Origin of the sequence: Nitratireductor thuwali (genome assembly GCF_036621415.1) — a bacterium.
In the GTDB taxonomy this organism is placed as follows: Bacteria; Pseudomonadota; Alphaproteobacteria; order Rhizobiales; family Rhizobiaceae; genus Chelativorans; species Chelativorans thuwali.
Window position 1 is genome coordinate 20628 of sequence record NZ_CP030942.1, and the last position, 14373, is coordinate 35000.

A 14373-nucleotide genomic window follows, 5' to 3' on the forward strand; every position below is an offset into this window, starting at 1 on the left:
CATGGCCGAGCGCCTCATTATCTTTGACTGCGACGGTGTCCTCGTCGACAGCGAGCCCCTGGCAGCGGAGGCCTATGTCGAGGTGTACCGCCGGCACGGCCTGGGCATCGGGCCCGAGGCGGTGGCCGCATGCGTGGGCATGAAGCAGGCCGACATCATCGACAAGATCGGCGCGGAAACGGGCCAGCGGCTTCTGGCTGCCGGCGAGGCCGATCTGTGGCCGGTGACGAAGGAGCTGTTCACGCATAGGCTGAAGCCGGTCGCGGGCGTGATCGACTTCCTTAGCGTTCTTTCGGGACCGCGTTGCGTGGCGTCTTCATCGTCGCTGGAGCGGATCCACCATAGCCTTGCCGTCACCGCGCTGGCCGGGCTTGTTGGCGAGGGCATCTACTCCTCCTCCATGGTCGCGCGGGGAAAGCCGGCACCGGACCTTTTCCTGCACGCCGCAAGCAAGATGGGGTTCGATCCGGCCGATTGCGCGGTGATCGAGGACTCGCCTTTCGGCATCGAGGGAGCGGTCGCCGCCGGAATGACCGCCATCGGTCTGACCGCGGGCGGCCACAGCTATGAAGGACATGCCGAAATCCTGCGCGACGCCGGCGCCGACGCGGTCTGCCCGAGTTGGGAAGACGCCGCACGGGAACTGATGGCACGTGGGTTTGTGGCGGAGACGGTGCGGGCGGGGTAGGCCGTTAGCGGTGCTGTGGCCTTTGACACAACGGCTACCAGTGTCTCCCGAGTTGAGCGGAGGGCATATCAGGTCTGCAGGTCTGCCCAGAACTCATCATGCCATGAAACGCAACGGTGGCGCTAAACCAGCATCCCCATCGGGTTCTCGATCAGCTTCCTGAAGGCGGCCAGGAGTTCGGCCCCCAGAGCCCCGTCGACGGCGCGGTGGTCGGTCGACAGCGTCACCGACATCACATTGGCCACCGCCAGTTCGCCGTTCTTCACCACCGCCCGCTCACCGCCCGCGCCGACCGCCAGGATGGTGGCGTGCGGCGGGTTGATGACGGCGGAGAAGTCCTTGATGCCGAACATGCCGAGGTTCGACACCGCCGTGGTGCCGCCCTGATATTCCTCCGGCCTGAGCTTGCGGTTGCGGGCGCGCGCGGCCAGGTCCTTCATCTCGTTGGAGATCGCCGACAGGGTCTTTTCCTCGGCGCGCCTGACGATCGGCGTGATCAGCCCGCCGGGGATGGAGACGGCCACGCCCACATCGGCATGCCGGTGGCGCACCATGTTGGCCTCCGTCCACGACACATTGGCGTCCGGCACCGCCTTCAGCGCCAGCGCCATCGCCTTGATGATCATGTCGTTGACCGACAGCTTGTAGGCCGGCTTCCCGCCGTCTTCGCCCTTGACCATCGGCGCCGCCTCGTTGAGCTCCTTGCGCAGCTTCAGCAGCGCGTCGATCTCGCAGTCGAGGGTCAGGTAGAAATGCGGGATGGTGGTCTTGGCCTCGACCAGCCGCCGGGCGATGGTCTTGCGCATGCCGTCATGGGGAACCAGCTCGTAGGAGCCTTCCTCGAACAGCTTGAGCACGGCCTCGTCCGACATCGGCTTGGCGGCCGGAGCCGGCGCCTCGGCGGCCTTCGCCGCCGGCGCGGCGCCTGTCCCGGCGGCCTTTTCCACATCGGCCTTCACCACGCGGCCCTTCGGCCCCGAGCCGGCAATCGCCGACAGATCGAGCCCCGCCTCATTCGCAAGACGCCGGGCAAGCGGGGTGGCGCGGACGCCGGATGGTGCGGCGTCCCTTGAGGCGACCGCGGATTCTTCTTCCCGGCTCGCGGTTTGGTGATCTTCGGGCGGCGCCGGGGACGGGGCCTCCTGTTTTTCAGCTCCGGCCGTGGGCGCTTCGGCCGCGGGGGAGGGCGCCTCTGCCTCCCCTTCCTCATAGATGAATGCCACAACCTGACCGACCGGAATATCCACGCCGGTCTTTCCGGTGATGTTGCGCACGATGCCGGAGGCCGGGGCGTCGATCTCCATGGCCGCCTTGTCGGTCTCGATCTCGAACAGGAGATCGCCTTTTCTGACGGTCGCGCCTTCCTCGACGGCCCAGTTGGAAATCTGGCCGGTCGACATGTCCATGTCGACCTTGGGCAGGATCACCTCGACCGGCATCAGCGCACTCCCGTCGCAAGGTCGCGGGCAGCGGCGAATATGCCGTCGACCTGCGGAACCGTGGCCTTTTCAAGGTCGGGATTATATGGAATGGGCGTCTCCGCGCCGCCCAGCCGCACGATCGGCGCGTCGAGATAATCGAAGGCTTCGCTTTCGGCGATCATGGCCGAGATCTCAGCGCCTACACCCAGCGTCTTCACGGCCTCGTAGACGCATAAAAGGCGGCTTGTCTTGCAGACGCTCTCGATAATTGTCCGCCGGTCCATGGGGCGGATAGTGCGCAGGTCGATCACTTCGGCCTCGATGCCTTCGCCGGCCAGTTTCTCGGCGGCTTCCAGCGCCTTGTGGACCATGATCGACGTTGCGACTATGGTGAGGTCCGTGCCTGGCCTGCGGATGTCGGCCTTGCCGATGGGCGTCGTGTAATGACCCTCGGGCACGTGTCCCTTCATCTTGTAGAGCAGCTTGTGCTCGAAGACCATCACCGGGTCGGGATCCTCGATGGCGGCCAGAAGCAGGCCCTTGGCGTCCTCTGGCGTTGCCGGCTGGACGACCTTGAGGCCCGGCACGTGGCCGAGCCATGCCTCAAGGCTCTGGCTGTGCTGGGCCGCGGCCCCCGTGCCGGAGCCGGCCGGAAAGCGCATGACGAGCGGAACCGAAACCGCCCCGCCCAGCATGTAGCGCATCTTTGCCGCCTGGTTGACGATCTGCTCCATGGCGAGCGTTGCGAAGTCGGAGAACTGGAACTCAAAGATCGGCCTGAGGCCGGTGAGCGCGGCGCCCACGGCAACGCCGGCGCCGCCCAGCTCCGAAATGGGCGTATCCATCACGCGCTCGGAGCCGAAGCGCTCGACGAGGTCGCCGGTCACCTGGAAGGCGCCGCCATAGACGCCGATATCCTCACCCATGAGGAAGACGCGCTCGTCACGCTCCATGGCGATGGCCATCGCCTCCTGGATGGCCTGCGCGTAGGTGAGCTCGCGGGTTCCGGTTTGAAGCGTTTTGGTCGCCGCATCCATCAGGCAGGCTCCGTGTAGACGTATTTTTCGAGATTGGCGATTTCGGGAGCGGGGCTCTGCTTGGCGAATTCGATGCCTTCGGCGATCTCGCGCTCCACCTCGTCATGGATCGCCTCGATGCCGGCGCGATCGATGATGCCGAACTCCATCAGCTCGGCCTCGTAAAGGGCGATCGGGTCGCGCGAGTTCATCCACTCCTCGATCTCTTCCTTGGAGCGGTAGCGGTTGCGGTCGCTCTTGGAGTGGCCGCGATAGCGGTAGGTCTTGGACTCGATCAGTGTCGGCCCCTCGCCGGCGCGGGCGCGGTCGATGGCCTGCTGCGAGGCTTCCGCCACTTCCGACAGGGTGTTTCCGTCGACGATCACGCCGGGCATGTCGTAGGCCGCCGCCCGGTCGGCGATGTCCTTGACCGCCGTCGACCGCGCCACCGAGGTGGACATGCCGTAGCCGTTGTTTTCGCACACGAAGACGACGGGCAGCTTCCAGATCGCGGCCATGTTGAGCGCCTCGTGGAAGGCGCCTTCATTGTTGGCGCCGTCGCCGAAGAAGGACATGACCACATTGCCGGTCTTCAGCTTCTTCGCCGTCAGCGCGGCCCCGACGGCGATCGGAATGCCGCCGCCGACGATCCCGTTGGCGCCGAGGTTGCCGGTGGAGACGTCGGCGATATGCATCGAGCCGCCGCGCCCGCGGCAATAGCCGGTGGTCTTGCCGAAGAACTCGGCGAACATGCGCTTCACATCGGCCCCCTTGGCGATGCAATGGCCGTGGCCGCGATGGGTGGAGGTGATCTGGTCCTCATTGGTCAGGCCCATGCACATGCCGACCGCGCTTGCCTCCTGCCCGATGGAAAGGTGCATCGTGCCGTGAATGAGGCCGCGCATGTAGCTTTCCTCCGCGCCTTCCTCGAACTGGCGGATGAGATGCATCTTGCGCAAGGCCTCGCGCAATTGCGCATGGTCGTAGCGGCGGTAGATGAAGGGCAGATTCCGCCCGTTGGCGGAAGCAGTCCCCGCCTTGGCTTTTCCGGTCATTGTCTGGCTCCCTGCCGCATCGCGCCGAGACCTGTGGGCCGAGCGGCGCGATATGTGGTTATTCGGTCATGTTCCGTAGACCAGCTTGTCCTGACGCGCTCTGAGCTCCGCGATCCTGGAACCTGCGGGAGGCTTGGCATTGGCCGAGGTGATCAGCGCTCCCTTGGGTATGGCCGCGGTCACCTCGCCGCCCTGGAGCAGGCCGCAGGGGATGGCGCCGGCGGCGCGCGCTTCCTCGGCGGTCATGACCCAGGCGCGATAGGAATATTCGCCGATGGCGTCGAGCGTGTCGCCGGGCTTCAGATCCTTCTTGGCCACCGCGCACACTTCGGCAACGGGTTTTGCCAGGGGCACCATGTCGGCCTTGCCGTAAAGGACCACGCGCGCACAGGTCAGCGGCACCTCGAGCGATGTCAGGTGATAGGGCCGGTGGAAGGTGAAATAGGGACCTTTGCCCATTTTCAGGTCTTCCATCCGCTCATTGATGCGCGGATGCGACATGTCGGCGATGACGAAGACGCCGGGCGCGACGCCCTTGCCGATCGAATAATCGACCACGCCGACCCGTGAAAGCACGCCGCCGTCCTCCTTCGGGATCAGCGTCGAGGAAAGCTGGTCGAGGGTCGCCGACGGGCCGTGCATGCCCGGCTTGTCGGGCACCAGGCCGGTGGCATTGGCGATGGCCGCCATCTCGACCATGGTCTTCGACCCGTCCACGAACTCGACCAGCATGCGCACATTCATGTGCCGCCGCTCCGCCTCTTCGGCGTAGTCGTCGGGGATGGCGTCGATGTTGAGGGGATTGTTCTTGCCCTTGCCGGCCGCCACGATGGGATGCCCCATGGCCGAGACGAACTCGATCAGTTCCATGCAGGACGACGGCTCGTCGCCCGCGCCCAGCGAGTAGGTGACGCCCAGCCGGTCGGCCTCGCTCTTCAGATAGGCGCCGATGGTGACGTCGGCCTCGACATTCATCATGACGAGGTGCTTGCCCCGCTCCATGGCCTTGAGGCCGATTTCAGCGCCGACGGAGGGCACGCCCGTCGCGTCGATCACCACGTCTATGAGGTCGTTGCCGATGACGAGATCGGCATTGTCGGTCACGGCCACCTTGCCGGCTTCCATGGCGGCGGTCATCGCCTGGCTGCTGTCGACCTGGCGCGCGTGGCCCTCTTCCTGATAGGCGATGTCGACGGCCTTGGAGGCGGCGGGCAGGTTCAGCTCCGAAATCGCGCCGATCTCGATGCCGGACATGTGCGCGACCCGGGTCACGATGTCGGTACCCATCTCGCCGGAGCCGATAAGCCCGATGCGGATCGGTTTTCCCGACTTTCCGCGCTCGTCGAGATCGCGGGCCAGACCCGTCAGCGCGACATTGGCCACCATGAACACCTCCCTGAACTCACTGCATAGTGAGAGTTATTGAACATATGTTTCTCTGTCAATACGAATGTAGCAAGACCTTCGCATCACGTACAGGCTCGGAACGTTTTTCACATGCCGGCGATGCGCCTGCAATCGCCCCGCCACCACACCTTGGAAAATGAGCCGGTCATCTGTTGCTTTCCAGCGGAATGGGATATTTCATGAAGGCATCGTCATCCGACGTGTTGCCGGAAGTGCAGGGAGAACGGTTTGCAGAATCTCGCGACCCATCGGATTGCCGCGGAGAAAGCGGAAGGCAGACTGGCGCACACCGATCGCCTGCCTTCCAATCATTGGCCGCGCAATCCCGGCATGGGGCTCGATCTCGGTTGGGTGCTGGATACGCGCGTCAACCTGTCGGCGACGGAAAAGCGGGTGGCGACCCTTCCCGGGCGCCGCACGGTGAAGAAGGATGCGCAGGCCGCTTGGCTGTTGAAGGCGCTCACCTGCATCGACCTGACCACGCTCAATGGCGACGACACGACCGAACGCGTCAGGCGCCTCTGCGCCAAGGCGATGCGCCCGCTGCGTCCCGACCTGATCGACGCGCTCGGCATGGGCGGAAGACGCATCACGGCGGGCGCGATCTGCGTCTATCACCGCTTCGTCGCGACGGCGGTGGAGGCACTCGACGGGTCGGGCATTCCGGTGGCCGCCGTCTCCACAGGGTTTCCGGCGGGCCTTACGCCGCATCCGCTCAAGGTGAAGGAAATCGAGGCGTCGGTGGCCGACGGCGCCGAGGAAATCGACATCGTCATCACGCGCGAACATGTGCTGACCGGCAATTGGCAGGCGCTCTATGACGAGATGCGGGACTACCGCGCGGCCTGCGGCGATGCCCATGTCAAGGCGATCCTGGCGACCGGCGATCTGAAGACACTGCGCAATGTGGCCCGCGCCTCGCTGGTGTGCATGATGGCGGGCGCCGATTTCATCAAGACGTCGACCGGTAAGGAGGGCGTCAACGCGACGCTCGCCGTGACGCTCACCATGCTTCGCGCCATCCGCGCCTATGAAGAGCGCACCGGCTTCAAGGTCGGCTATAAGCCGGCGGGCGGCATTTCGACGGCCAAGGACGTGCTCAACTATCAGTTCCTGATGAAGGAGGAGCTGGGCCGCGAGTGGCTGGAGCCCGATCTCTTCCGCATCGGCGCTTCGAGCCTTCTGGCCGACATTGAGCGCCAGCTCGAGCACCACGTCACGGGCGCCTACTCGTCCTTCCACAGACACGCGATCGGATGAGCGGCCACATGGTGAGAGCATGAGCGTTGCGAATTACTTCGACACGATGAATTACGGCCCGGCCCCCGAATCCGACAATGAAGCGCGCGATTGGCTGGCCGGCCACGACGGCAGCTTCGGGCATTTCATCAATGGCGCCTTCGCGCCTTCCGCCGATGGCGCGAAATTCGAGACCTTCGAGCCGGCGACCGGCGCGCGCCTCGCCACGCTCGCCAGAGGCGGCAGGCAGGACGTCGATGCGGCGGTCGCCGCGGCCCGGAAGGCCCAGGGGCCATGGGCGAAACTTTCGGGCCACGAGCGGGCGCGGCATCTTTATGCGCTGGCCCGCGCAATACAGCGCAACGGCCGCGTCCTGGCCGTGATCGAGGCCATCGACAATGGCAAGCCGATCCGCGAGACGCGCGATCTCGACGTGCAGCTGGCTGCCCGCCACTTCTACCACCACGCCGGCTGGGCGCAGCTTCAGGAAAGCGCGTTTGCCGATCATGCGCCAGTGGGCGTCGTCGGCCAGATCATCCCATGGAATTTTCCTTTCCTGATGCTGGCGTGGAAGGTCGCGCCGGCGCTCGCGCTGGGCAATACGGTGGTGCTGAAGCCCGCCGAATTTACCTCGCTGACGGCGCTGCTCTTTGCCGAGATCGCGACCGCCGCCGGCCTGCCGGCCGGCGTGCTCAACATTGTCACCGGCGAGGGCGAGACGGGCGGGCTGATCGTCGACCACCCGGACGTCGACAAGATCGCCTTCACGGGCTCGACCGAGGTCGGCCGGCTGATCCGCGAGAAGACGGCGGGCAGCGGCAAGTCGCTGACGCTGGAGCTCGGCGGCAAGTCGCCCTTCATCGTATTTGACGATGCGGATATCGACGGAGCGGTGGAAGGCGTGGTCGACGCCATCTGGTTCAATCAGGGCCAAGTTTGCTGCGCCGGCTCGCGGCTTCTGGTGCAGGAGGGCGTCGCCCACCTGTTCCATGAAAGGCTCAAGCGCCGCATGGAAATGCTGCGCATGGGCCCACCGCTCGACAAGTGCATCGACATGGGCGCCATCGTCGCGCCCGTTCAGCTCCAGCGCATCGAGGCGCTGGTCAAAAAGGGCGTTGAGGAAGGCGCGGTGCTGCACCAGGCGAAGCTGGAGATGCCCAAGGGCGGCAGCTTCTATCCGCCCACGCTGCTGACCGGTGTGCAGCCGACCTCGACCGTCGCGGTGGAAGAAATTTTCGGGCCCGTCGCCGTTTCGATGACGTTCCGTACGCCCGAGGAGGCAGTGCAACTGGCCAACCACACCCGCTACGGCCTTGCCGCCAGCATCTGGAGCGAGACGATCGGCCTCGCGCTCGATGTCGCGGCGCGGCTGGAGGCGGGCGTTGTGTGGGTCAACGCTACCAATCTCTTTGATGCGGCAGCCGGTTTCGGCGGCAAGAAGGAATCGGGCTTCGGCCGCGAGGGCGGGCGCGAAGGCTGCTACGAATATCTGAAACCGAAGGCCTGGCAGGGGCTGAAGGAGCGGAAGACGGCGAAACTGCCGGAGCTCAAGCCGGTTGCGAACGACTTCGCCGCCCCGCCGGTCGACCGCACCGCCAAGAACTTCATCGGCGGCAAGCAGGCACGTCCCGACGGCAATTATTCCCGCGCCGTGGTCTCGGCCAAGGGCAAGCTCCTGGGCGAAGTGGGCGAGGGCAATCGCAAGGACATCCGCAATGCGGTCGCCGCCGCGCGCAAGGCTGCCGGCTGGGGCAAGGCCACGGCCCATAACAGGGCGCAGATACTTTACTATATAGGCGAGAACCTGAGTGCTCGGGCCGCAGAATTTGCTGAGCGTATTGCCGCCATGACCGGCGTGTCGGCGGCGAATGCCGGACGCGAGGTGGAGGCCTCGATCTCCCGCCTTTTCACATACGGCGCATGGGCCGACAAATATGACGGGCAGGTGCACAATCCGCCGCTGCGCGGCGTGGCGCTCGCCATGCCCGAGCCGCAAGGCGTCGTCGGCATCGTCTGCCCGCCAGAGGCGCCGCTGCTCGGCCTCGTCAGCCTTGTCGCGCCGCTGATTGCTATGGGCAACCGCGTCGTTGCCATTCCGAGCGAACCGCATCCGCTGTCGGCCACGGATTTCTATTCGGTGCTGGAGACCTCCGACGTGCCTGCCGGCGTCGTCAACATCGTCACCGGCTCGGCGGTGGAGCTCGGCCGGGTGCTGGCCGCCCACAACGATGTCGACGCCGTGTGGGCCTTTGGCGATGCGGAGCTTTCGGCGGAGGTCGAGAAGCTTTCGACCGGCAATCTGAAACGCACTTTCGTCGACTACGGCAAGGCCGTCGATTGGTACGATACGGCGGCGGCCGAAGGCCCGCTCTTCCTGCGGCGGGCGACGGACGTGAAAAACATCTGGATCCCCTACGGCGAATAGGGACGGTCTGTCTGGCATCGCCCGCCGCGAGGCGGCATTTGGGGGAGGGGCTTATGCTCAAGAACATCGACCCGACGCTCAATGCCGAGGTGCTTTACGCGCTGCGCTCCATGGGCCATGGCGATACGCTGGTCGTCTCGGACACCAACTTTCCCTCGGACGCCATCGCCCGGCAGACCGCGTTTGGCGAACTGTTGCGCATCGACAATGTTTCAGCCGCCCGCGCGATGGAGGCCATCCTTTCCGTTCTGCCGCTCGATTCGGGTCTGCAGAACTCGGTCGGCCGCATGGAAGTGATGGGCGCGCCGGACGAGATCACGCCGGTCCAGGCCGAGGTGCAGAAGATCGTCGACAAGGCCGAGGGCAAGCCGAGCCCCATGTATGGCATCGAGCGCTTCGCCTTCTACGAAAAGGCAAAGCAAGCCTATTGCGTGATCACCACGGGCGAGACCCGCTTCTACGGCTGCTTTCTGCTCACCAAAGGCGTTATTCCGCCCGATGGTTGAGCGGCAACGGGGCTGAACGAACAGGCAGAGGGACGGTGGGAACCGCTGGTTGCGAAGCGGCGCTTCAGCCTGCTCCGCCGCCATATCCGGTATCCGGGAATGGGAAAAGGAGGGCGCGCCGTTGGCGCGCCCTCGTATGGTCAGAACGGGCTGTCGGGGAAGTAGAACTGCTCCGCATTCTCCGGCGTGACCAGCTGAGAGCCGATGATGAAACGGCCTGTGACCGGAGCGTCGGACACGAGCCCGAGCGCGGTCAGCTCAATGGCTGTCGAGATTTGCGCTGGCGGATAGGTCACGTTGACCGGAAGCTGCGGGTCGCCATCCATGATGCGCTTGATGATCTCCTTCATGCCGGCACCGCCGACCACCCACATCTCGTCTTCGCGGCCGGCCTGGGCGATGGCTTCCATGACGCCGATCGCCATGTCGTCATCGGCTGCCCAAACGGCGTCGATGTCGTCGTATTTGGACAGGAAGTCCTGCATGACGTTGAAAGCGTCGTCGCGGTTCCAGTTGCCGTGCTGCATGTCGAGCACGTTGATGCCGGAGCCCTCGATGGCGGCCGTGAAGGCTTCCACCCGCTCGTTGTCGAGGGTGGTTGGAATACCGCGCAGCACGACGATGTTGTCGCCTTCGTCCAGGTTCTCGCGGAAATATTCGCCCGCCATGCGGCCGAAGCCGGGATTGTCACCGGCGACGTAAAGATCCTCGATGCCCGGCTGGGACAGACCGCGGTCGACAACGGTGACCCAGATGCCCTGGTCGGCGACGGCCTTGACCGGGGAGGTCAGCGGCTCGCTCTCGAACGGCAGCACCACGAGCGCGTCGATGTCGCGGGTCGCCACCATGTCCTCGATATCGTTGACCATCTTGCCGGCATTACCGGCCGTGGCCAATACGAAATCCAGCTGGGGGTAGGTCTCTTCCAGGCGCTTGATCGTCTCTTGCGCGTGATAGTTCAGGCCGCCCATGAAGCCATGCGTGGCCGAAGGAATGGCAACGCCAATCGTCTTGGTGTCGTCCTGTGCGAAGGCCGCCGTCGAGGCGGCAAGCGCCCCGGCAAGTGCCGCGCCTTTCAGGAAATTTCTGCGTTTCATGGTCTCTCTCCCTTGGTTGTCGTTCAGTCTGCCGACTTGTTTTCTCGCTGCAGAACCACCGCGAGTATGACGATCACGCCCTGTATCGCGCCGTTGAGATAGGGGCTGACGATCGATGCGAGATTAAGAATATTGTCGATGAGGCTGAGGATCAGGACGCCGACGACGGTGCCCCAGACGCGGCCGTAGCCACCCTTGAGGACGGTGCCGCCGATGATCACTGCGGCGATCGCTTCCAGCTCCCAAAGCACGCCGGTGGAGCCGGAGGCCGAGCCCAGCCGAGGCACGTACATGATGGTGGCGACGCCCACGAGCATGCCGAGCAGCACGTAGGTTGCCATGCGCGCCCGGTCGACCTTGACGGCGGAATAGCGCGCCACCTGCTCGTTGGCGCCGATTGCCGCGCAATGGCGGCCGAAGGCGGTGTGGCGCATGACGAGTTCGCCGAGAATGGCGACGATCGCAAAGACGATGATCGGCCAGCTTACGCCGAGAAGGCCGTCATAATAGACCGGGCGGTAAAGGCTGCGGAGCTCGAAATCGAGCGACAGCGTGCCGCCGTCGGCGAGCCAGGTGACGAGGCTGCGATAGATGCCCATCGATCCGAGCGTGACGATGAAGGCCTCTATATTCACCTTGCTGATGAGAAAGCCGTTCATCCAGCCGGCCGCAAAGCCGGTAATGATCGCCACGGCCATGCCGGCCATGATCAGGGGTATGCCGATGCCCATATATGGGATCAGCGAGTTCATGAAGAGGATCATGACGCCGGCAACGAAGGCCGCCATCGAGCCGACCGACAGATCGATGCCGCCCGCCGTTATGACGAAAGTCATTCCCACGGCTATGATGCCGATGAAGGCCGAACGCGCCAGGACGTTGGTCACGTTGCCATAGCTCAGGAAGTTGGGGTTAAGCATGGCGCCGAGGATGATCAGGACGATCAGGGCCAGAAGAGGTCCCAGCACGTGGAAATTCAGCCGGCGCAGCTTGGCCTTGTCGAGTGCGCCCAGTGTTGCTTCGGTCATACTGCCTCCGCCCTTCGTTCCGAAAGGCCCATTGCCAGACGCAGGATGGCGTCCTCGGTGATTTTGGCGCCCTCGACCTCGCCGGCTATGCGGCCGGATGCCATGACGACGACGCGTGATGCCAGCCCGATCACTTCGGGCAGTTCGGACGAGATCACGATGACGCTCTTGCCCTGTGCGGCGAGCCTGCTGATGAAGCCGTAGATCTGCTGCTTGGTGCCGATGTCGATGCCGCGCGTGGGCTCGTCGATGATGACGATGTCGGGTTCGGCCAGCATGGTCTTGGCCAGGAGAAGCTTCTGCTGATTGCCGCCCGACAGATTGCCCGCCATCATCCGCCGGTCTCCGGCGCGGATGTCGAACTCCTCGATGGCGCGGCTGAGCGCCCGCTCCTCGGCGCGCGAATCGATGGTCACGCCCGTGAAGCGGTCGAGCGCCAAAAGCGTCAGGTTCTCGCGCAGCGACTTGCCCAGGAGCAGGCCCTTCTCCTTGCGGTCCTCGGTCAGGTAGACGAGGCCGGCCTGGCGCGCGGCCTGCACGGAACCCGGCTTTAAAACCTTGCCGCCGACCCTGACGAGGCCGGTCGACGGACGGAGGCCGACGATGCCTTCCATCAATTCGGTGCGGCCCGATCCCACCAGCCCGGCGAAACCAAGCACCTCGCCCCGGCGCAGCTTGAACGAGGCGTCCTTTACATGTCCGGGCACCGTCAGGCCCTCGACTTCGAGCACCGTCTCGTCCTGCGGGGTTGCCTTTGCGGGGAAAAGCCCGCTCAGTTCGCGGCCGACCATGGCCTCTGCCATGCTGTGCTCCGTAAGCTGGCTCGCGTCGGCCTGCAGCACGCGATGGCCGTCGCGCAGAACGGTGACGCGGTCGGCGATGCGCTTGACCTCGTCGAGCTTGTGGGAGGTGTAGAGGATCGCAGTGCCGGCGGCGCGCAGCCTTTCGATCTGCTCCAGCAGGACGTCGGTTTCCCGGTTGGTCAGGACCGCGGTCGGCTCGTCCATGATGAGGATGCGGGCATTGCGGCCGAGCGCCTTGGCGATCTCGACCATCTGCCGGCTGGGCACGGAGATCTCGGAGACCTTCTTGCTCGGATCGAGCGGGCAGTTCAGACGCTCCAGCAGCGTTCTGCTTTGCGCCTGCATCGCCTTGTGATCCAGGAGCGGGCCGCGCCATATCTCCCGTCCGAGGAAGATGTTCTCCTCGACCGTGAGCTGGAGGGCCAGGTTGAACTCCTGATGGATCATGATGATGCCGGCCGCTTCGGCGTCGCGCAGGGATGTGAACCTGACGGGCTGGCCGTCGAGAAGCACATTGCCTTCACTCGGCTCGAGATAGCCGCCCAGGATCTTCATCATGGTCGACTTGCCGGCGCCGTTCTCGCCGATCAGCGCATGGACCTCGCCCGGCCGCAGACCGAAATCGACGTCGAAAAGCACCTGAATCGTGCCGAATCGATGCGAGACGCCGTCAAGCGACAGCACGGCATCCGTCATCGCGTCCTTGCCCGTGCCCTCTTGTGCCGCGGCGGGTCGATAGCCACCCCACCGCGCACCTCCTCCTTTATCGTCAAGACATCTCCTCCCCAGGTGATGGTTGCGCCCGTTACAGGATCGTTCTGTAGAACGCCCCTTAAGAGAACGCCCATTATGTAATCGATTGCACGGCCATTCTAAGCGTTGGCGGGGTGATTACAACAGATTTCGTCGGCTTCGACGATCCCAGGCGTGCCCCGGAGCCTTCCCCGCTTCTTCCGCGGCCACCCTGCGGGATTCCCGGATGAACGAGGGCCTGACGGGGCCGGTAGTTGCTCGTTGTGTAAAAGTGGCAAATAGTTGGACTGGTGGCGGGCGAAAACGTTCGGCCTCAAGAAGGAAAGACAGCGAATGAGCAAGAGTGGCAGCCTGTTGCTGGGAACCGCGCCAATTGACGAGGGAAATCCGACGCCGCGCTATATGCAGCTGGCCAACCATCTGAGGACGCTCATCAACGCAGGCAGCCTGAAATCGGGCGAGGCGCTGCCTTCGGAGCGGGCCATAGTGGCGGCGACGAACCTGTCGCGCGTGACCATCCGCAAGGCCCTGGAACTGCTGGTGCAGGAGGGATTGCTGCAGCAGCGCCACGGCTCGGGCACCTATGTAAGCGGCGGTGAGCGGATCCAGCAATCGCTGTCCATGCTGACCGGGTTCAGCCAGGACATGGTCTCCCTGGGGCATGTTCCCCGCCATCGCTGGCTGGAAAGGGGCTATGCGCGCGCAAGTTCCGACGAGGCCATGGCGCTCGGTCTGGCGCCGGGAGAGAGCGTGCTGAGGCTGCACCGCCTGCGCCTTGCCGACGATCTGCCGCTGGCGGTCGAGCTGGCGGTGGTGCCGGCGAGCCTGCTCGGATCCATCGAAGAAGTGGGCGAGTCCCTGTACGCCTCGCTGCGGGCGGCGGGCGCGTGTCCCGAAAAGGCGCTGCAACGCATGCGCGCCTGTGCCCTGCCGGC

The 14373-nt window shown here is 64.8% G+C and carries 12 protein-coding genes (1 of these 12 cut by a window edge); 5 read left to right on the top strand and 7 right to left on the bottom strand.

Annotation, left to right across the window (positions count from 1 at the left end):
- Window position 1: 1 nt before the first annotated feature.
- The gene (locus tag NTH_RS20660) at window positions 2–688 is read left to right on the top strand and encodes an HAD family hydrolase (RefSeq protein ID WP_338532112.1); all 687 of its coding nucleotides are present in this window, start codon (window positions 2–4) and stop codon (window positions 686–688) included.
- Window positions 689–810: 122 nt separating this feature from the next.
- On the opposite strand, the gene NTH_RS20665 is transcribed toward NTH_RS20660, so the two are convergent.
- The 4 genes from NTH_RS20665 to NTH_RS20680 form a co-directional block, all read right to left on the bottom strand.
- Window positions 811–2127 (bottom strand): pyruvate dehydrogenase complex dihydrolipoamide acetyltransferase, encoded by a 1317-nt coding sequence (locus NTH_RS20665; protein ID WP_338532113.1) that lies wholly within the window; start codon window positions 2125–2127, stop codon window positions 811–813.
- Window positions 2127–3146, bottom strand: coding sequence for an alpha-ketoacid dehydrogenase subunit beta (locus tag NTH_RS20670; RefSeq protein WP_338532114.1), 1020 nt, complete (start codon window positions 3144–3146; stop codon window positions 2127–2129). Before NTH_RS20670 ends, NTH_RS20665 begins: the two co-directional genes overlap by 1 nt.
- A complete protein-coding gene (locus NTH_RS20675; protein WP_338532115.1) occupies window positions 3146–4180 on the bottom strand; it encodes a thiamine pyrophosphate-dependent dehydrogenase E1 component subunit alpha in 1035 nt (344 codons plus the stop codon). The genes NTH_RS20670 and NTH_RS20675 overlap by 1 nt, the downstream gene beginning before the upstream one ends.
- Before the next feature lie 66 nt (window positions 4181–4246).
- Window positions 4247–5566, bottom strand: coding sequence for an NAD(P)H-dependent oxidoreductase (locus NTH_RS20680; protein WP_338532116.1), 1320 nt, complete (start codon window positions 5564–5566; stop codon window positions 4247–4249).
- A 351-nt stretch (window positions 5567–5917) separates the two neighbouring features.
- Between NTH_RS20680 and deoC the strand changes: the two genes are divergently transcribed.
- The 3 genes from deoC to NTH_RS20695 are packed head-to-tail and all read left to right on the top strand — an operon-like array spanning window position 5918 to window position 9757.
- Window positions 5918–6847, top strand: coding sequence for a deoxyribose-phosphate aldolase (gene deoC, locus NTH_RS20685; protein WP_338532238.1), 930 nt, complete (start codon window positions 5918–5920; stop codon window positions 6845–6847).
- Between the two features lie 19 nt (window positions 6848–6866).
- Window positions 6867–9251: an aldehyde dehydrogenase family protein gene (locus NTH_RS20690; protein ID WP_338532117.1), complete on the top strand. Its 2385-nt coding sequence runs from the start codon at window positions 6867–6869 to the stop codon at window positions 9249–9251.
- A 53-nt stretch (window positions 9252–9304) separates the two neighbouring features.
- Window positions 9305–9757 carry an RbsD/FucU family protein gene (locus NTH_RS20695; RefSeq protein ID WP_338532118.1) on the top strand — a complete coding sequence of 151 codons (453 nt, stop codon included), beginning with the start codon at window positions 9305–9307 and terminating at the stop codon, window positions 9755–9757.
- A gap of 140 nt (window positions 9758–9897) precedes the next feature.
- On the opposite strand, the gene NTH_RS20700 is transcribed toward NTH_RS20695, so the two are convergent.
- The 3 genes from NTH_RS20700 to NTH_RS20710 are packed head-to-tail and all read right to left on the bottom strand — an operon-like array spanning window position 9898 to window position 13381.
- A complete protein-coding gene (locus tag NTH_RS20700) occupies window positions 9898–10854 on the bottom strand; it encodes an ABC transporter substrate-binding protein (RefSeq protein ID WP_338532119.1) in 957 nt (318 codons plus the stop codon).
- Between the two features lie 23 nt (window positions 10855–10877).
- Window positions 10878–11882 (bottom strand): ABC transporter permease, encoded by a 1005-nt coding sequence (locus NTH_RS20705; protein ID WP_338532120.1) that lies wholly within the window; start codon window positions 11880–11882, stop codon window positions 10878–10880.
- Entirely contained in the window at window positions 11879–13381 is a 1503-nt protein-coding gene (locus NTH_RS20710) for a sugar ABC transporter ATP-binding protein (protein ID WP_338532121.1), read from the bottom strand. Before NTH_RS20710 ends, NTH_RS20705 begins: the two co-directional genes overlap by 4 nt.
- 390 nt (window positions 13382–13771) lie before the next feature.
- Here NTH_RS20710 and NTH_RS20715 point away from each other — a divergent pair, with 390 nt between their 5' ends.
- Window positions 13772–14373: the 5' portion of a GntR family transcriptional regulator gene (locus NTH_RS20715; RefSeq protein WP_338532122.1), read on the top strand. It continues 163 nt past the right edge of the window; 602 of the gene's 765 nt are visible here — the first part of the coding sequence; the start codon lies at window positions 13772–13774; its stop codon lies off the right edge, out of view.